At 38.0% G+C, this 18,160-nt stretch carries 23 protein-coding genes; 3 read left to right on the forward strand and 20 right to left on the reverse strand.

Annotated features, from left to right (window positions below; all coding sequences use genetic code 11):
* Nucleotides 1-10: 10 nt before the first annotated feature.
* Both yihA and IX38_RS02135 read left to right on the forward strand, forming a co-directional pair.
* The gene (gene yihA, locus IX38_RS02130; RefSeq protein WP_034701188.1) at nucleotides 11-634 is read left to right on the forward strand and encodes a ribosome biogenesis GTP-binding protein YihA/YsxC; all 624 of its coding nucleotides are present in this window, start codon (nucleotides 11-13) and stop codon (nucleotides 632-634) included.
* Entirely contained in the window at nucleotides 634-1,074 is a 441-nt protein-coding gene (locus IX38_RS02135; RefSeq protein ID WP_034701189.1) for a GNAT family N-acetyltransferase, read from the forward strand. The genes yihA and IX38_RS02135 overlap by 1 nt, the downstream gene beginning before the upstream one ends.
* 47 nt (nucleotides 1,075-1,121) lie before the next feature.
* Here the strand turns inward: IX38_RS02135 and IX38_RS02140 are convergent, their stop codons facing one another.
* From IX38_RS02140 to IX38_RS22830, 13 genes are all read right to left on the reverse strand, one after another.
* Nucleotides 1,122-2,003, reverse strand: a complete 882-nt coding sequence (locus IX38_RS02140) for a hypothetical protein (RefSeq protein WP_034701190.1) — start codon at nucleotides 2,001-2,003, stop codon at nucleotides 1,122-1,124.
* 10 nt (nucleotides 2,004-2,013) lie between these two features.
* Nucleotides 2,014-3,351 (reverse strand): coiled-coil domain-containing protein, encoded by a 1,338-nt coding sequence (locus IX38_RS02145; RefSeq protein WP_034701191.1) that lies wholly within the window; start codon nucleotides 3,349-3,351, stop codon nucleotides 2,014-2,016.
* A gap of 6 nt (nucleotides 3,352-3,357) precedes the next feature.
* On the reverse strand, nucleotides 3,358-3,765 hold the full coding sequence (locus IX38_RS02150) for a hypothetical protein (RefSeq protein ID WP_034701192.1): 408 nt from the start codon (nucleotides 3,763-3,765) through the stop codon (nucleotides 3,358-3,360).
* Between the two features lie 7 nt (nucleotides 3,766-3,772).
* Nucleotides 3,773-4,174: a DUF6804 family protein gene (locus IX38_RS02155; RefSeq protein WP_034701193.1), complete on the reverse strand. Its 402-nt coding sequence runs from the start codon at nucleotides 4,172-4,174 to the stop codon at nucleotides 3,773-3,775.
* An 11-nt stretch (nucleotides 4,175-4,185) separates the two neighbouring features.
* Nucleotides 4,186-4,401, reverse strand: coding sequence for a TM2 domain-containing protein (locus tag IX38_RS02160; protein ID WP_034701194.1), 216 nt, complete (start codon nucleotides 4,399-4,401; stop codon nucleotides 4,186-4,188).
* Between the two features lie 4 nt (nucleotides 4,402-4,405).
* The gene (locus IX38_RS02165; protein ID WP_034701195.1) at nucleotides 4,406-5,029 is read right to left on the reverse strand and encodes a PH domain-containing protein; all 624 of its coding nucleotides are present in this window, start codon (nucleotides 5,027-5,029) and stop codon (nucleotides 4,406-4,408) included.
* Nucleotides 5,030-5,046: 17 nt separating this feature from the next.
* Entirely contained in the window at nucleotides 5,047-5,553 is a 507-nt protein-coding gene (locus IX38_RS02170; protein ID WP_034701196.1) for an SH3 domain-containing protein, read from the reverse strand.
* A 16-nt stretch (nucleotides 5,554-5,569) separates the two neighbouring features.
* Complete coding sequence (locus IX38_RS02175; RefSeq protein ID WP_034701197.1) at nucleotides 5,570-6,640, reverse strand: type I restriction endonuclease; 1,071 nt, start codon at nucleotides 6,638-6,640, stop codon at nucleotides 5,570-5,572.
* Between the two features lie 11 nt (nucleotides 6,641-6,651).
* Complete coding sequence (locus IX38_RS02180; protein ID WP_034701198.1) at nucleotides 6,652-6,984, reverse strand: YegP family protein; 333 nt, start codon at nucleotides 6,982-6,984, stop codon at nucleotides 6,652-6,654.
* Between the two features lie 5 nt (nucleotides 6,985-6,989).
* A complete protein-coding gene (locus tag IX38_RS22825; protein WP_165570687.1) occupies nucleotides 6,990-7,139 on the reverse strand; it encodes a hypothetical protein in 150 nt (49 codons plus the stop codon).
* A 127-nt stretch (nucleotides 7,140-7,266) separates the two neighbouring features.
* Nucleotides 7,267-7,932: a response regulator gene (locus tag IX38_RS02185; protein ID WP_034701199.1), complete on the reverse strand. Its 666-nt coding sequence runs from the start codon at nucleotides 7,930-7,932 to the stop codon at nucleotides 7,267-7,269.
* Between the two features lie 12 nt (nucleotides 7,933-7,944).
* Nucleotides 7,945-9,603 (reverse strand): ATP-binding protein, encoded by a 1,659-nt coding sequence (locus tag IX38_RS02190; protein WP_034701200.1) that lies wholly within the window; start codon nucleotides 9,601-9,603, stop codon nucleotides 7,945-7,947.
* A gap of 46 nt (nucleotides 9,604-9,649) precedes the next feature.
* The gene (locus IX38_RS22830; RefSeq protein ID WP_165570688.1) at nucleotides 9,650-9,817 is read right to left on the reverse strand and encodes a hypothetical protein; all 168 of its coding nucleotides are present in this window, start codon (nucleotides 9,815-9,817) and stop codon (nucleotides 9,650-9,652) included.
* A gap of 377 nt (nucleotides 9,818-10,194) precedes the next feature.
* Here IX38_RS22830 and IX38_RS21820 point away from each other — a divergent pair, with 377 nt between their 5' ends.
* The gene (locus IX38_RS21820; protein ID WP_051884392.1) at nucleotides 10,195-11,034 is read left to right on the forward strand and encodes a hypothetical protein; all 840 of its coding nucleotides are present in this window, start codon (nucleotides 10,195-10,197) and stop codon (nucleotides 11,032-11,034) included.
* A 245-nt stretch (nucleotides 11,035-11,279) separates the two neighbouring features.
* Here the strand turns inward: IX38_RS21820 and IX38_RS22835 are convergent, their stop codons facing one another.
* From IX38_RS22835 to IX38_RS02225, 7 genes are all read right to left on the reverse strand, one after another.
* Nucleotides 11,280-11,453, reverse strand: a complete 174-nt coding sequence (locus tag IX38_RS22835) for a hypothetical protein (protein WP_165570689.1) — start codon at nucleotides 11,451-11,453, stop codon at nucleotides 11,280-11,282.
* 24 nt (nucleotides 11,454-11,477) lie between these two features.
* Nucleotides 11,478-11,630 carry a hypothetical protein gene (locus tag IX38_RS22840; RefSeq protein ID WP_165570690.1) on the reverse strand — a complete coding sequence of 51 codons (153 nt, stop codon included), beginning with the start codon at nucleotides 11,628-11,630 and terminating at the stop codon, nucleotides 11,478-11,480.
* Nucleotides 11,631-11,653: 23 nt separating this feature from the next.
* Complete coding sequence (gene msrA, locus IX38_RS02205; RefSeq protein WP_034701202.1) at nucleotides 11,654-12,205, reverse strand: peptide-methionine (S)-S-oxide reductase MsrA; 552 nt, start codon at nucleotides 12,203-12,205, stop codon at nucleotides 11,654-11,656.
* A gap of 293 nt (nucleotides 12,206-12,498) precedes the next feature.
* The gene (locus tag IX38_RS02210; RefSeq protein ID WP_034701203.1) at nucleotides 12,499-13,467 is read right to left on the reverse strand and encodes an ROK family protein; all 969 of its coding nucleotides are present in this window, start codon (nucleotides 13,465-13,467) and stop codon (nucleotides 12,499-12,501) included.
* 69 nt (nucleotides 13,468-13,536) lie between these two features.
* Nucleotides 13,537-14,763 carry a PepSY-associated TM helix domain-containing protein gene (locus IX38_RS02215; protein ID WP_034701204.1) on the reverse strand — a complete coding sequence of 409 codons (1,227 nt, stop codon included), beginning with the start codon at nucleotides 14,761-14,763 and terminating at the stop codon, nucleotides 13,537-13,539.
* Nucleotides 14,764-14,814: 51 nt separating this feature from the next.
* Complete coding sequence (locus tag IX38_RS02220; RefSeq protein ID WP_034701682.1) at nucleotides 14,815-16,932, reverse strand: TonB-dependent receptor; 2,118 nt, start codon at nucleotides 16,930-16,932, stop codon at nucleotides 14,815-14,817.
* Nucleotides 16,932-18,128: a PepSY-associated TM helix domain-containing protein gene (locus tag IX38_RS02225; protein WP_034701205.1), complete on the reverse strand. Its 1,197-nt coding sequence runs from the start codon at nucleotides 18,126-18,128 to the stop codon at nucleotides 16,932-16,934. The genes IX38_RS02220 and IX38_RS02225 overlap by 1 nt, the downstream gene beginning before the upstream one ends.
* Between the last annotated feature and the right edge of the window lie 32 nt (nucleotides 18,129-18,160).

Here is an 18,160-nt window from a genome sequence, read left to right on the forward strand (position 1 = left end):
TATTCGAAAGATGGTTATTAAAACAGCAGAATTTGTAAAGAGTAGCGGGAAATGGCAGGAATGCCCTGAACCTACTATGCCTGAATATGCTTTTATCGGAAGGTCTAATGTCGGAAAATCCTCATTGATCAACGCAATGATGAATCACAAGGACCTGGCCAAAACTTCCGGAACTCCGGGGAAAACCCAGCTGATCAATCATTTTTTGGTGAATGAGAACTGGTATCTGACGGATTTGCCGGGTTATGGATATGCAAAGGTCTCAAAATCTTTGCGAAAGGACTTTGAGAAACTGATCACGAATTATATTCTGAACAGAAGAAACCTGGTGAATCTTTTTGTTTTGGTAGATGCAAGACATACTCCACAAAAGATTGATCTGGAATTTATCCAGTGGTGCGGGGAAAGCGGGATTCCTTTTTCGATTGTTTTTACAAAAGCGGATAAGCTGAAACCGAATGTTACCATTCAGAATGTAGAAAATTATAAAAATGAACTGCATAAAACTTGGGCAGACCTGCCTGAAATATATGTGACTTCTGCGGAAAAGAAAACGGGAGGGGATGAGATCCTGGATTTTATTCAGAAAACGAATGAGTTTTTGAAAAATAACAGTGTAAGTTTTGAGGAGTAATGATCTGGAAAATTAAAACCTTTGATGAGTTTACGGTTCCTGAGCTGTATTCGGTATTAAAATCGCGTATTGATGTTTTTGTGATTGAACAGAACTGTCCTTATCCTGACCTGGATAATTACGACCAGAAGGGAATTCACATCTGGGCTGAAGAAAATGGACAAATTCTTGCGTATTGCCGTGTTTTTGACAAAGGAATAAAATATGAAGAGGCTTCTCTCGGAAGGGTTCTTACCACGGAACAGGCGAGAGGAAAAAGTCTGGGCAAACAACTGATCAGATATGCTGTAGAAACTATAGAAAACCGTTTTCATACTTCGGAGATCAGGATTTCAGCACAGGATTATTTATTAAGATTTTATTCTGAATTCGGATTTGCAGATACGGGAAAAAAATACCTGGAAGATGATATTCCGCATACGGAAATGATCAGAAAATAAAAAGCGAAGATTGTTCTTCGCTTTTTTTGTGATATGCTGTGTGTTTTTTAGTTTTTACCTGTGATGGCTTTTATAATGATAGGTTCCAGATTAGATGGCAGATCGGCTGATTTTATCTGGTATTTTTTGATTTTCATTTCTTTCAACCAATTTTCCCAGTATTCTTTGATAACGGCTTCTTCAAATGGATTTCCTTCTTCAGGATTGATGCCGAGCACAATAACTTCCAGATTGCTTAAATTATCATTGGCTTTCACAAACCCAAAATTGTTTTTCTCAAACGTCTTTTTAAAATCTGATGTGTTTAAATTGTTGGATTTAATGAGCTTTGAGGTTAGGTAGGACGTCTTTTTGTCCTGAGAAAACATGGTGTCTTTGTGGTACATATATCCATCGGTCAAAATGAAAAGAATATTTCTGTGATCATCCTTTATGCAATAATCTTTGATCTTATTTCTAAAAAATTCCCAAATATCGGAGCCTACATAATTTCCGTCTTTAATGGCGGATTGATAGATGTTGGGAGGTAATTCTGTATATTTTTTTTCAACGGTATTGAAATAGGCTTTGTTTGTATTTTGGTCAAAAGAAACCTTAAGCTCTTTCGTAAAGCCATTGATTTTAGGATCGGAAGGTTCAGGATTGAAGAAAACCTGCATTTGATCATTATAGGTGATGATTCTTTTGGTTTTGATGTGGTTCAGAAACCCTTTTTCGATCGACTTAATGTATTCTGTATCCCTCTGGTAATATTCCATTGAGGCATTGGGGTTTGTTTTGGGATCAATTCTGTCGGATAAATCAATCAGGATGCTGACATTGATATTGTTGGAATCTATAATTGAAGGTGGCAGAGGTGTTTCTTCCGTAGTTTTTTTACAACAGGAAACCAAAGATATAATGAGTGATAAATACAATATTTTTTTCATGGGAAGAGGGTTATAGTGCGGATAAATAAACTAAATTTTGATTATCGGAGTTGGCTCCTACGTCTTCCAGATTGGTGCTGTAAGTATCAATACAGCTGTCGATCATGGTTTGTTTTTCCGTTTTTGAAACGGCTATTTTTTCGCCAATATAAGTGATCCAGCCCTGAACATATTCTGATGCATAGAGTTTATAATCTTTGGTGGGAATGATCACTCCGTCAATGATGTTTTGGAGTTCTTCAATCCTTCCGCGTGTTTTTATGATGAGCTCTTTGGTAGTTCCGATATTGGCGAGGATTTCTTCGATCTCTTTTTTAAGAACATTAATTTTTTCCAGCAGGAAAAGCACATTTTTCTGTCTGATTTCCTGTTCATTTTTAATTTTATCCTTCTCCCGGTGTTCTTTCATCACAAAATCAAAAACCAGTCCCCAGATAATGTACACAATGAATCCCGCGAAAATAATTCCCCAAAACTGGTTTTTGGTAAAAGCTATTTTAAGATCGAATGGGGGAGACTCGAAAGTTTTGTTCAGCTCGTATAATTTAGACTCGATTTCATAGGCTAAAATGGCATCAAAGATGAACGTGACAATGAATAACAGTCCCATTTTGATGAAGTTGAGCCTGGTTTTGTTTTCCCCAAACATATGGATCAGAAAACCAAGTCCTAAGAATACAGACGGAATAAGGGTGACAAAGGCTCCTTCTATTACTCCTTCATTCCAGGCTTTGCTGAACGCCTGCGCATCTAAGACGCTTTGAATAACCGTGCTTTTTGCATCAAAACTTTTAAAAAATGCTGAATAAGAGGTAGAGATATAAAAGGTAAGCAGGTATAAACTGATGGGAATAAGAAGAATGGCACCGATCCAGAATTTTGTGGAAGCGCCTTTTGTTGCTTTTACATTGTATTTTTCCGGGTTTCTGGGTAGGTCGTTGATTTCGGCTTTTAAGCTTTCAATTTTATTTTGATGATTCTCAATTTCCGTATTTTTATTTTTTAGCTGTTCTTCTTTGGTTTCCAGCGAGACGGTTAAAGCTTTGATCTCTGTCTCTCTGTTTTTTTGTTCGTTGACATAAGATTCTTTGAGCTTTTGCTGCTTTTCCACCATTTCTTTTTCTTCATTCTGGAACCTGGAGTAGACGGCATCCAGGCAAATGAAAAGTGTGGTGTGATTTCCGTTGTTTCTGGAGCTGTCTCTGTAGCCGGATTCATGGTACGTTCGTTTTCTGCTTTCCTCGGGGGATTCTGCATTGGGATCAATTTCTGCTTTTGAAGGCTCTTCTTTCGGAGCTTCAATCGGAATTGATTTTAATTTGAATAGGTTTTTAATAGGGGTGGTCATGATCAGTTAGTTTTTTAATTCGTATAAAATATCAGTTTTATTTTTTCCGGTTTTTACAGAGGTTATCAGATAATCGACAATCTCTTTTGCATTTTCTTCCAGGAATCCGAACATCAGGACATACTTTTCCATTGCAGAATATTCGTTTGGAGAGACCACTCCGTCTGCCCAGATCATTACCGTGAGGTCATAGAGATAGTCTACTTTTTCTTCAATCGTCTGCGGAACGAGGGATTTAAAATTGATAGGATTTAAGAGGATCTCGTCCAGGTTTTTAGGTGAGATGCCTCTTTCTTCTGCACATTTATAAAGCATTTTCAGTTCCAGGGCACTGAAATCATCGTCACAGATTGCCATCTGGTAAAGCCTTAAAAAGTGTGCTTTAAGATTTTCGGTAATTTGAATATTTTCCATGGTTGGATTAGTTTTCTTTTGGTTTTTTAGGATTAACAATAATATCCCGGGAATGGAGTCTCGGTTGGGTGGGGTATGCTGTAGTTTCTTCGACAGTTTCCATGATTTCTTCCTTTTTTTCTTCTGATTTTTTAGCAAAAGCAATGAGAAGAAAGAGGATTCCGGTTATGATATCAACAGGAATCCAGACACTTTTTCTATAGAGATAAATAGGAAAAACGGGGTTGAAAAGGATGAGAATGAAGAGGAAAATGATACTGAAATAATATTGTTTGAAGCGGACCGCATTATATAAAACGAGTAAAGCCCCGATGGAGATAATAATTCTCAAAATAGTATAATATTCTACAGGAAGCCTGAAAACAGCTACGAAACAACTGACCGCACATAGGGTAAGAAAAGGTTTCATGGGATAAAGTTTTAAAATCCGGTCCTGAGATTGTATTTGTAATTAAAATGATCTTCAGACATAAAAATGAAAATGAAAAAATCAATCAGTGCAATGAATGCGGGAATGAATGTCCAACAGAAAATAAAATAAAATAATCCCAATTTATTTTGGCCTAAATAAAATCTATGAATGCCTAGTCCTCCTAGAAAAAAAGCCAGCATTGCGGTGGTAAATTTTGATCTCATATGTTTAAACTCTTGATAATATTTCGTTCTTTTTGCTTTCAAATTCTTCGATAGAAATGATTCCGCTATCCATTAATCCTTTCAGTTTTTGTAAAACGGCAAAAGGGTCTTCAGTTTCTATAAGCTGCGGGATCGGCTGCCGGGTTTGCAAAGGCTGCGCTATAATTGGAGTGGCATTATTTACTGTGACTCCACCTGCTGATGCTCTCCTGACCTCAAGATCTTTTTCTCTTCTTACCCCTCTCATTTTCTCTTCGGTTTCCTGGGCAAACTGGTAAAGTTTTCTGGCCTGGGCTTTCGGAAGGTAATCCATCACATTGGTGTGATTGCTTACGGTTTTCATCATAAAAGTGGCACCCAGAATTCCTTCTTTAATATGACAATCTGCGACATCTACCCAATTATAGTCCTGAAAGTCCATGGATAATCCAAAGTTTTTAGGTCTGCAGAAAATAATTCTTCTGTTGGTAAGTGCTATACAGTCCGGAGAAAAATTGATGGCGGGTTTCTTTTGTACTGCAATATATTCTACAAACTCCTGTGATGTTATAAGGTCATTGATTCTCTCTAAAAGCTTTTCAACGGCTTTTGGATCCTGTTCTTCGTTTAAAAATTTCTTTAAATTCATGATATTTTGTTTTTAAGTTATTTTACATCTTTGTAATGCACATAGCCTACTTTTCCACTTTTCTTCACCTGTACTTTATACCAGGAATCTTGTTTGGATAACTGCTTTAATTCTGCGTTTTTTGGAACTTTCTCTATTATTTTAGAGTTGAGAAAAGGTTTTTCATAGATGTTGGTCACTGCAACCCCTGCAAAATACCGGTTATTGGTATTGATGTTTATTTCATCAATCCGGATTTTCGGAGAACCATAAGATTTGCTTTTTTTAGTGTAGTGTGAATCCGGAGATGTTTTAGATTTCTTTTTCTTTGAGGATGATTTCCTTCCATAAGAACCACCGCTGCATACACCGCAGCTTCCGCCGGACGAGCAATGGGCGCAACCTGTACAATTGGAACAGGCGCTGCATGATGCGGAACCGGTACATCTCCTGCCGTGATGTGAGTCTCCGGACCCGGAAAAACTGAAAGAATCAGCAGTAAATATACCGATGCATAGGATGAGTATAGAAATAAGCGTTTTCATGGGTAATCAGTTTTTATTAATTATAGTTTTCCAAGGTTTTATGGAGCTCTTGCTTGAAATTATATATTTCATCCAGATTATTGAGCAGTATTTTTTCTCCGGCTTCTTTACCATTCTGAAAGGTTTCTAAATATTTGTTGGCCGTATTAAAATGCAATCTGCAGATAGGTTTTCTGTTATTATCATCCAGTAAAATCCCGAAATAGGATAGCGTATCTCTGGAAGCAATTCTTGCAGACGGTATTTTCTCTCTTAAAATGGCTTTTATGATTTGAAATCCTTCCAGTTCTTCTTCGGTGGTTACAATTTTAGAATCACTGTTTTCATCGATAGATTGGGCTGGTTTTACGCCTTCTTCCTGCTTTTCAATCTGTTCATTGATGCTTAATGCGGATTTAAGCCTGAAGCTGATGGATTCGTTGATGGAAGTGGTCAAAGCTTTCCTGGTATATTCCTTAAAAGAAACCATTCTGTTGGCTGTCATTGGCTTTTCAAAAAATCTGCTGACCAATAATTTTACGAGCTCATCGGATGGGGTTTCGATTTCTTTTTCAAACTCTTTTCTGATTGCTTTGATGTATTTTAAAGCTTCGGCAGAATCTAAAATGCTTTCAAGATTGTAATCTTTTTTGGTGAAACTTTCAAGAATTTTGATTGAACTGTCTTTTAAATCTTCAATATTGATGGTAAAAAAAGGCTTTTCATCCATAATATTGGGTTTTTCCAGGTCGGTATAGAAATTATAGACGATCCCATTGGTCAATACGCCAAACCGTGTTTTTGAAACATGATAATACCGGTGGAGCTGAGAATTGTGCGCATCGGCATTTTCTTTCCAATGCTTACATTCTATAATAAAAATAGGCTGGTCATTGTGCTTGATAACATAGTCTACTTTCTCACCTTTTTTCGTTCCGATGTCGCAAATATGTTCCGGAATAACTTCCGTCGGATTAAAGATATCATACCCTAAAATCTGTATAAAAGGCATTACAAAAGCATTTTTTGTAGCTTCTTCCGTAGTGATCTGGTCTTTTAGGCCGACTACTTTCTGGTGTAACTGTTCAAGCTTAATTTTGAGATCCATGGTGCTTTTTTTTAAAGAGTTTCATCAACGATTCCGGCAGCAGGTGCAATTTTTTTCACAGATGAAATCCCGGTTTCCATAGAAGATTTAGAGCTGTAATATTGGCTTTTACCAATGATTTCCGCGTTTCTTGCTTTTAAAACAAAGTAATCTTTCCCGTTCACGGCAACCCTTCTGTCATATCTTGCCTCATCCTGGGAATTGACCTTCACAGATTCAATGCCTTTTATACAAGAAGCTTTCTGAACGTAGCCTTCGCTGGTTAAAATAATTTCGCCATTTCCGGCTTTTAGATTAAACTGATACTCGCTGTTGACTCTTTGAGTGATAACAAATTTTTCCATTGTTCTTAATTTTTACATCCGTTTTTGTCGCATGTTATTTTGTCATTTGTATTTACCCAATGATCGGAATGAACATTCGTGTTAGTGCCGCAACCTGTTGTTCCTCCTTTTTGTCCTTTGTGAGTAATGTTTGTTGGAGTGTGTTTTACATTCATAATAAAATTTTAAATGATTAATTGGGTCAAAAGTAGAACGATTAGAATCCCAATCCTTACGGTAAACCGTAAAAGGAAAAAACCTTTCAAGTTCTTGAAAGGTTTTCACAATATTTAAAAAACAAGATTAAATAATTCCCAGGTCTTTGCAGAAGGCTATTAATTGTTCATTGCTTGTAACTTCCAGGGCTTCTTTTAAATTATTTAATTTTTTTTCCACACTGCTCAGGCTATTGGGTGTGATATTATTATTCTGCAGATAAGTCGGAATATTTTTTTGCTGTACTCCCTGAGAAAGAAGAGAAACAAGCGTTATGTCATATGACGTGAACTCATAGCTGTTGAGTTTTTTAACTTCCTGTTTAAGGTCAAGAGACAGATAGTTTTCATTGACGTAAACTGAGGCGATTGCTTTTTTCAGTTCTTTAGAGTCGTTTCTGGCTTTGCGGACGTACCCATTAATCCTGAATTCGGTAAAAAGAGAATCAATAATTCCTGATTTACGTTCTCCGGAAAAGACAATGATTTTTAATAAGGGCTGTAGCTTTCTGACTTCTTCAATCAGTTGTTTTCCATCTTTAATATTCTGAAGATGGTGGTCTTCTTCATAAGAAAGATCGGTAATCAGCAAGTCGTAAGGATCGTTTTCCCGAATAGATTTTTTAACTTTTGCTAAAGCATCATCGCAATAATATACATAATCAACATTCGGAATGTTGAGCTCTTCTAATGTTTTTTGGACAGATAAGCTACCCATTTCTTGGTCTTCGGCTATTAAAATTTTTTTGAACATTTTTTTAGTTTTTTAGTAAACAGGAAATGAAATGTCGATTTTCAATCCTTTTTCGGTTTCGGTGTCAAAAATAATTTGTCCCTGCAGAATTTCTATACGGGAAACCGCATTTGATAATCCATTTTTATAGATCACATCTCCGGGTATGCCTATTCCATTGTCTTTATAATGGATGGTAATCTCGTTATTTATTCTTTCAAAACGGAAAGAAACGAGGCTTGCCTTGCTGTGTTTTTTCATGTTGACAAGCAGCTCACGAATAATCTGATAGATTTCTTCCTGCTTAAGCTGGCTTACATTTTCCCAAATATTTTTTCCGTTTCCGGCGATATATGTTTTTACGATATCATTATTAAAAGAGCCGATACTGTTTGATATTTTTTCGCTAAAATCCTGTTCATCTTTAGAATCTTCCTTATCGTAAGAAATATCCCTGGATTTTTCGTACACAAATTCCAGTTCATCAAGAGCTTCATCTTTATTGAAATCTTCCTGATTTTCTATTTTAGTCATTACCTGGTAAATCCCGTTGGCTACTACGTCGTGGACTTTTTTGGAGATTCGTAATTGGTCATTTTTTAGCTTAAGTTCATTTTCTTGTCTAAGTCTGGCCTGTCTTCGTCGATACAGGATAATGTTGAGTACAATAATAATGACCGAAGCTGCAAGAGCTACCTGCTGGCGTATTAACAAATTTTCTTTTTGTGCTTGATCAGCTTTTAGACGTTGATTTTCCGTCTCCTTCTTCTCGCTGTCATATTTAATGTAGGCAAAACGATTTCTATTTGCATTTTTATACTTCTGAATACTGTCTGAAAGTTTTTTGTATAGCACAAAATTTTTCACGGCATTAGTAGGGCTATCAACGAAAGAAATTCTTTCAATAGCCTCTAAGCGGTCTTCGGGACTCTTTATTTTTCCCGCAGTGTTGAGCATTTGCTTAGCATAATATAAAGACGTAGAAGGGTTATTTTCTTGGGAAATTTCTGCTAAATGTGAATAGCTTGAATTCACTCCCCACATATCATTATGCTTAAGTTTAAAAGCTAAAAGATTTTCGAATTCTGCCTGCGCAGGATAGTTTCTATCTTGAAGCCATTTTGTATAAACGATGTTTTCTCTTACTTTGCCTTGCTTTCGGACATCTTTTGTTTGTGAAAGATCGATTTGTTCTAAAGTATGTAAAGCTGAAGAATATTTAGCCTGTCTGTATTCTGATGCGGCCTTATTGTTAAGAATGCTGTATTTAATTTCTACTTCGTCTATCTTTTGATCCAATGCTTTGGTATACCATTCTTCGGCTGTCGCATATTCTTTCTGGTCATATTTAAGATCTCCCATAGTATTATAGACGGAATAAAGACTTTCATCATTATCTTTCATGAAATTCAGGGCTTCTACTAAAGTGGTTTCTGCTCCAAACACATCTCCTGTCTGTTTTTGGGCAATTGCCTGGCAGATTAAGCTTTTTGAAATGTTAGACGAATCTTTATCTTTATAATAATATTGCAGTGCCTGCTGAAATTTTGCATAGGCTTCAATGCTGTTTTTTGGAAGCTGCTGTTCACCAGCTTTATATAATTCATCTGCTTTTTCGCTAACAGTGTTAATGGAAGTTTTTTTTTCGCAGGAAATAATAAATAGAAGAAAAAGTAATAGATATCGTACCATGGTACTAAAATAAAAAAAACCGCTCTACAAAGAGCGGTTTTGAACTTTATTTTTTCGGAGGAAGAACGGGTATTGTATCTCCTCCCGTATCTGTACCGCTTCCCGTAACTCCGCTTTGCACGGTTACTGGATCAGGGTTGTTGTCACATGCTGTTGTATTGGCGTTATTATTTGAGAATGCTAAACCTAGTAGCATTAATATAAACTGGATCATTTCCTTAAAATTTGAAGTTTTTAGACTGTTTTTCTTCCTCTCATGATTTCGACCATGAGCTGTACACGTTTAAAATTTCGAAGCGCTTCTAATTTTTTGGGAAGTGAACCTTCAAAAACGGAGGAGAAACATCTGCTTCCCAACCCGGAGTTTTCCTCCGTTTTATCTGGTGATTTTGAAATCAGTTTCGTACTTTTGTTTTTCTAATGTTTTGTTTTTCACTGATTTCTGTAGCAAAGATGCGGCAAATGACCACGCATGTGTTAGACAAAACATGGACATCGATAGACAGGAAATGGACAGGAATTTCATTGCGGAAATCCGTAATGCGACATAGTCGAAAATCACCTATTTTGTAATTGCCTTAAAAACTAATTATGTCCAAAATAAAACTACTAATCCATGAGGTTTTCAAACAAGGGGAAATAGACACAGGTAAAAACAAAAAAAACAGCATAGCTCTTTTTTTGAGTGTACATTTAAAAGAAGCCCTTAATTTGGATATTGACGAGAGAACACTTGTTAGATATTATGATGCATTCATTGTAGAAACTAAAAAAGAAATCAGCATTGAACCATATAAGCTGGACATCTTTAGCAAGTATGTTGGGTACGAAAACTTTACAGAATTTTCCAGAACTTTTGTCAAAAAAGATGAAAGTGCTAACAAAACAACCGTTAAAATAAGTGTAGACAAAGACGAAGAAACACTGACGGAAAAGCTGTCTAATATTATTATCAATATTACCAACGAGCAGCATTTCAAAATGCCTGATTTTATGAAGCAAAATGGCTTGGGCATTATGGAGATTGCATTGCTTTTGTGCCTTGTCACAGGAAATGTTGTTTTCTCTAATAACAAGAAAATTAGCAGTGGAACTTCATTTCCATTAGGTTTTATGTCGGGTTTACAGCCTGTTACAGACAAAAAATATATGTATTGGGATGGGGAAAGGTATATTGCTACGGATAGCAGCTTTATCAGACCAGGGCTTGAAGTAAAAGCAATGAACGAATATCAGTTTCTGCATTTCAAAAAGATTACAAGAAAAGATACTCTGACAGTGAGTAATGCATTAGATGTTACCTGGTATTCGAAATTTTATGGGAGTGTGGAATTTTTTACAGATGATGGAGTAGATCCGGAAAATGGACGTGAACTAAGATCTTCTACAGCTCATATTATTGAAAAATATGCGGGGCCTGCTGCAAAATAAAAAGAGGAAGACCATTTGTCTTCCTCTTAAATTGTTAAGGTTGTGTGAATGGAGGGGGTAGTTGCCCAGTGTTTCCTCCTGTGTCTCCATCATTATCTATTCTGGGATTAATATTTCCCGAATGATCAGAGAGAGGTGTTGTTGCTTGGTTTTGATTGCTGAATGATGTATCTACATCGTTATTGGTAGATACAAGACCGAAAAATATAAGTAAGAAATTAATCATAGTATAAATTGTATTTGATCTATCCGAATGGAGGTGGAGTCTGCCCTGAATTTCCTCCAACAGGTCCACCGTTATTATCTTCTAGGCTATTTTCTGTCCCTTTATTTTGTTGTATATGAAGAAGGGTATTATTCTGGTCTGTATTGCTGCCGGGGGATAAAAATCCTATCAGCATTAAAATAAAATTGATCATAAGTTATTTTTTGTTCGTTAGTGATTATTTTTTAGGAGGAGGGGTCTGCCCGGTTTCTCCACCGGTGTCACCCGGATTAAGCAATAAGTTGTTTGAGGTACTCTGCCTGATATCAGCTTCTATCATTTCATTATTAGGAAAAGCTAAGCCAAGCAGAAGTAAAAAAAATTGAATCATATTCTAAATATTTAATAACATTTTTACGCCTCATTCAGCATTCCCAGTTCTCCAAAATGTTTTTTAAACTTCTGTATCTTTGGGCCTACAACGGCACTGCAGTAGGGCTGATTTGGATTCACATTGTAATACCCCTGGTGATACTGTTCGGCAGGCCAGAACTTCTCGAATTGAGTTATTTCCGTTACGTATTTTCCGGGCCATTTTCCTGATTCTTCAGATTTTCTGATTGCTTCTTCAGCCTTAGCTTTTTCCACATCATCTTTATAATAAATAACGGAACGGTACTGTGTTCCGATATCATTGCCCTGTCTGTTCAGTTGGGTAGGATCGTGCAGGAAGAAGAATACATCCATCAGCTGTGCATAAGACATGATTTTAGGATCAAAAGTGATCTGTATCACCTCCGCATGTCCGGTTTCCCCGGTGCAGACTTCCTCATAGGTGGGATTGTCTTTATGTCCTCCTGAATATCCTGAAACGGCAGAATGTACTCCTTTAAGCATGTTGAAACAGCTTTCCACGCACCAGAAACATCCTCCGCCGAAAGTGATTTGTTCTAAATTATTATCCATTATTCTTTAGTTATTTTATTTGCCGGTTTTTCTCTGCAATTGCATAAAATGGTTGAAAAACCAGTCAAAAGTAAGAAAAACTTTTTCATTTTGGATGAAAATTCCGATGATTTAAAACAGAATTGATAAGCTGTTTTTTATTGTTAAAGAATGGCATAAACGGAATTGGATGATGATCTTGTTCCCACAGATTCCACGGACATCTGCGGGAAAATTAATTCACAATTTATGTTTTCAAAACAAAAAAAGCACCCCAAAGGATGCTTCTGCTATTTTTTTAATGCTGTTTCCAGCTATTTTTCCCAAACCAACGCACTTGCTCCAAGAATGGCAGCATCTGCTTCGTCCAGCTCGCTGAAAACCAGTTTTACTTTATTTCTGAAGATCGGAAGAAGATTTCTTTCCATATGTAGTTTTGCGGGTTTCAAAATGAAATCGCCGGCTTTGATCACGCCACCGAATAAAAGAATGGCTTCCGGAGAAGAAAACATAACGAAATTCGCCAGGGCCTCGCCCAGTTTCTGTCCCGTATATCTGAAAACTTCAATAGAGATCGGGTCACCTTTCATTGCGCATTCATGGACGGTTTTTGAATTAATAGATTCTTCAGGATACTGATTCAGCAAAGATTCAGGGAATTCAGCCCTCATTTTTTTTGCAGTGATTGAAATTCCTGTGGCCGATGCATACGCTTCAAGGCTTCCCTCAGATCCTGTGCTCCAGTGTTTTCTTCCGCCCGGTTTTACAATGGTATGGCCCAGCTCTCCTGCAAATCCGTCATGTCCGTAAATAAGACTTCCATTGGAAATGATTCCGCTGCCTACCCCTGTTCCCAGGGTGATCATAATGAAATCCTTCATGCCCCGTGCCGCTCCGAAAAGCATTTCCCCAAGAGCCGCTGCATTGGCATCATTCGTGATGGTGCACGGCAGGTTGAATCTGGCTTGCATCATTTCGCTGAAAGGAACCAAGCCCTTCCACGGTAAATTAGGCGCCTGCTCTATGGTCCCTTTATAATAGTTGGCATTAGGAGCACCTACCCCGATTCCGTCAAAGTTTTTTTCTGTACCGTACTTTTTCATCAGAGGCATAACCTTCTCATGCAAAGCATCGATAAAGTCTTCCACTTTCTCGTACTCATCGGTTTTCAGGTTTCCTTTTTCCAGAACTTCACCGCGGTGGTTTACCACTCCGAACTTTGTATTCGTTCCGCCGATATCAATTCCGAGAGCAACTTGTTTTGATAAATCTATTAATGACATTTCTATTTATAAATTCTAAAGGGTTAAAATTATAAAAAAGATTGTATTAATGGATTATTAACAAAACTTTTATTTAAAAAACTTTGACGCTGTTTTTAGAGGTTTCTTTTTTCTTCTTCCCCACCAGATCAGGAACCCGGTTACAGGCAGGGATGCACAGATGAGACTGACGATGAATGCAATGATTTTTGTAGGAAGTCCTAAAATGGCACCTACATGAATATCATAGTTGGCACTTACCGTTTTTTCACCAAAATTTTTATCCTCAGGATCATGGGTGTGAAGCAGTTCACCCGAGTTTTCGTCAAAGATCAGGCTGCTGCTTTTGTGATAGGAATAGGAAAGATGCTTTACATAAACCTCAAAGTTAGGATGCTCATGGTCATCCATATGCTCGTGGCCAAGGTCAATAGCAAAGCCGAACGCATCAGGATATTTCTGATTCACGGTATTAATGATCTTGTCCAGTGTACCTTCGGTTCTTAATTCTACCGGAGCTTTTGTTTTAATGTAGGAGAAGTCCGGATATTTCGTTTCCCCGCCGGAAAACAGGACATAGATCATGGCCTGCACTACGAAGAATGCATAAAACAATCCTGTAATTGCGAAGATCAGGGCAAAGATGGAGGAATAAAAGCCCAGCACATTGTGAAGGTCATAGTTCTTTCTTTTCCAGCTTTTTATATTTTTCCATTTGAAAGAAAAGCGCTGCTTTCTTGCTGCTTTATTTTTAGGCCACCACAGGACAATTCCGGTAATAAGCATGATCACGAAGATGATGACGGGTATTCCCACTACATATTTTCCCCAATCCTGCTTCAGCAGAAAGCTCCAGTGGATCATTTTTACGATATTGAAGAAGCCGTTCTTTTCATCATATGTTCTGAGAACCTTTCCCGTGTAAGGATTTACGTAAGTTGCTTTATAGATAGGGAATTCATCAAAATAGTTCCAGGCATCCGTATTGTGTTCATACCAGTAAAATACGTATGACATCTTTTTATCGATGGGTATGTTTACCCAATGGACCGGATATTTTTCTTTGACCTGCTCAGCGACGGTTTTCTCCATTACCCGGATAGGAAGGACCTGTTTTTGCTCCGGATTCTGTTCGTTGTGATAGATAACATCTTTTCTGGTGATGTTTTCTATTTCGTCCTTAAAAACATACAGTGCGCCCGTAATTGAAATGATAAAGATCAGAAAACCAATCCCCAGACCCAGCCAAAGGTGCAGCCGGGCAGACCATTTTTTGAAAAAGCCCGGTTTCTTTTTATGATGGTGTTTTTTCTTCATATCGCGGTTCAAAGTCTTGCAAAGATATGTTTAACTTTTTATTTAGTTTAATTAAAATTTATACTCAAACATCAGGGTGCCTCTTCTTCCCAGTGAGTTTACGAATTCACTGTCACGTACAGACCACCAGGCAATCGCAGGCTGGTACATTTTGTTGAATAGGTTCTCAATACCCGCAGATACCCTCCAGTTTTTATTGACTTCATAGCTTGCTTTAAAATTAAAAACAGTGTATTCCGGTACGTAGCCTTCTCCGTATACGTACATTCCGGTTTTGGCGTTAGGCTCGAATCTGTCCTGTTCAAAGGCATGCAGCATATCCAGACCGATGGATAAAGACGGGATAGGCCTTGCCTGAACATAGGCAAGTACTTTAGGCACTGAAATCCGGCTGTTGTTGATTTTTGCAGAATAATCGCCGTCGTCTTTTATAGAGGTGATTCCTTCCATCCAGCTGTAGCTTCCTCCGAAGCTGATCCATTTTGAAGGGGTAAAATGAAGGAATCCTTCCACACCGTATACAATTTCCGGGGACCTCTGTATGGTTAAAGCCCTGTCTGCACTCTGTACAAACGAAGCTCCCAGTTTTGAAGTACTTACATAAGAGGTGATCTCATAGCGGACCCATTTTGAGATCTGTCCCGTTGCGCCGAATTCATAGTTATTAACGATAATCGGTTTGGTTTCAAGATTTTGAATGGTTCCTTCTGTGGAAGTTCTCAGAATTCTTCCTAATTCATTGATGGAGTAGGACTGTGAAAAGCTTCCGAACAGATTAACGAAGGGTTCAATATTGTAACGTACCGCTAAATTGGCAACCAGGGCATTGTATTTTAAATTTCCGCCGGTAACGAATATGCTTTTTGTAAACGTACCGTCACTTTTAATGGAAGAAAGGGTATTGAAATCCCCTACTTTAACACGCATATTTTCGTACCGGAGCCCTCCTTTGATGGTTAGTTTTTTCAATAAATCAATTTTAACCAAAACGAAAGGAGCAAGGTTGGTCATATTCATGTCCGGTGTCCAGTAACGTCCGTCTTCCAGCTTCTGAACGGTCTGATCGTTGAGGATATCCATTCCGTACATGATTTCCGCCTGAGAATTTTTAGCGGACCATAATTGGGTGTCAAAATTGAATCTGGCTCCGTATTTTTTGGAAATCACATTGGACTGTCCCCCTCCTAAGAAGGTGTCGCTGTATCCGTATACGGTCCTGAAATCCTGCATATAAGCATTGAAATTCAGTGAAGTGGTTCCTCCGAAAAGGTTCTGGTTATCATAGTTGATCCTGAAATTATGGTTTCTTGGTGTTCCCTGAGGAGTGGTTTCAAGATTTTTTCCTACACCTTCCCCGATGGTTGGGGTAATCCCGTACTTTCCGGTTACCAACCCTAGATTAAGATCAGATCTGGATGCATATCCGATGTACGAGGCTTCAACCCTCTGATCCTTATTGATATTGTAACCTACTTTAAGCATTCCGTTGTAATTGTCCATTTTTGCGGGGCTGTAGGTCGGGGTAAGGTTCACACCGTCGGCATCTTTCATATAGCCGGTCCTTTCGTAGGCAAGGGAGAAAACATAATCAAACTTATTCACTTTTCCGGATAAAAGCTGACTGGCTCTTACGCCCAGTGTTCCGCCATACGTCTGGCCGGTAAAACCAACCTGGGTAAGTCCTGAAATATTTTTATCGGATTGGCTTCTTCTTGTGATATAGTTGATAATTCCGCCATCTGCACCATTTCCGTAGATAGAAGAGGCCCCTTTTATTACTTCAATTCTTTCAATAACCGAAGGGTCAATGCTTCTTATGTCTCTTGCTCCATTTCTTAGCGGAGTAGACTGGGGAATACCGTCAATAAGGACAAGGACCTGGCGTCCTCTTAAAGTCTGACCCGTATTGGAGGTCTGGCCGGAGTTGGTTCCTAAACTGGGAACCGTATACTGAAGAATGCTGGTGATATCGGAGTTCACAGTCAGTTGGGACTGGATCTGCTTTTCTGCAACGATTGTCACCGAGCTTGGTATTTCTTTAATGTTTTCTTTTTTTCTGGAAGCAGTCATTACGACTTCATCTACATTATTGGTTTGCAGGCTGTCTTTAACCTGTGCAAAAACAGCTGCCGACCCAAGGCACGCGGCTGATAAAAACGCTTTTTTCATTATATTTTCTTTCCTTGTTTTTTTTGTTTTCCCCACCATACCAAAAAGCCGGTGACGGGAAGTGATGTACAGATAAGCCCTGTCATGAACCAAAGTATTTTTCCGAACAGTCCGAAATAAGAGCCTGTGTGGATGTCATAGTTGGCATTGGCATATTTTTCTGCATTGCTGAGTTTCTGATGAGGTTTTTCTGTCAGCAGTTTTCCTGAATATTTGTCAAAGACCAGGGTGTTTCTTTCACTGAAGCGCCCTTCTTTGCCGTAAATAGTAACCGGAATATTTTTCAGCTCTTTCCCTTTTTTGTTTTTTCCGTTCAATGGAATTCTGAAACTGGAAGCAGCAGCATAACGCTTTCTTGTTTCCCGGGCTGTAAGATCAATAACTGAAGGGTTTTGAATCATCAGAGAATCTGGCGATTTCATTTCCTTTTCTTTAGGCAGCTCTATGGAACCTGACAGTGTAAAACTGAAAACGTTTTTCACATACGGATAAGCGAAATAGATTCCCGTAATGCTGATGAATAAAGCGAAAAATGAGGAATAAAACCCTAATACATTATGAAGGTCATAGTTTCTGCGCTTCCAGGTCTTCACGTTTTCCCAGCTGAACCAGAAGCGTCCTTTTCTTGCTTTTTTATTTTTGGGCCACCATAAAATAATTCCGGTGATCAGCATAAAGATGAACAGCACGGTAGGAATTCCTGTTACATATTTTCCCCATTCGGAATTGAGAAGCAGACTCCAGTGAATGGCCTTCAGAATATTGAAAAAGTTGTATTTCTCATCATAAACAGCTAAAATTTTTCCTGTGTACTGGTTTACATAAACAAGTTTATTGATTTTAGTTTCTTCAAAATAATTCCAGCCTTTTTTGTTTTTTTCGTAGTATAAAAAACGGTAAGATTTATTTTTGTCTAAAGAAATTTCCACAGTACTCAGCGGATACTTCTCATTGAGTTCAATGCTTACTTTTTCCTTCAGAATATTTATAGAAAGCGGAGTTGCCGTAGCTTCCTGTACATAAATGGCTTTTTTCCGGAGGCTGTTTTGTATTTCATCCTTAAAAACATACAAAGTTCCGGTAAGCGAAACAATGAAAACAATGATCCCAACGGACAAACCCAACCACAAATGCAGCCTGGCAGACCATTTCTTTGTAAAGGAAATTTTCTTCTTATGGTGATGCTTTTTCTTCATAGCAAAAAGTTAACCTCCGGAGAGGCTAACTT

The organism is Chryseobacterium luteum, from assembly GCF_000737785.1.
In the GTDB taxonomy this organism is placed as follows: domain Bacteria; phylum Bacteroidota; class Bacteroidia; order Flavobacteriales; family Weeksellaceae; genus Chryseobacterium; species Chryseobacterium luteum.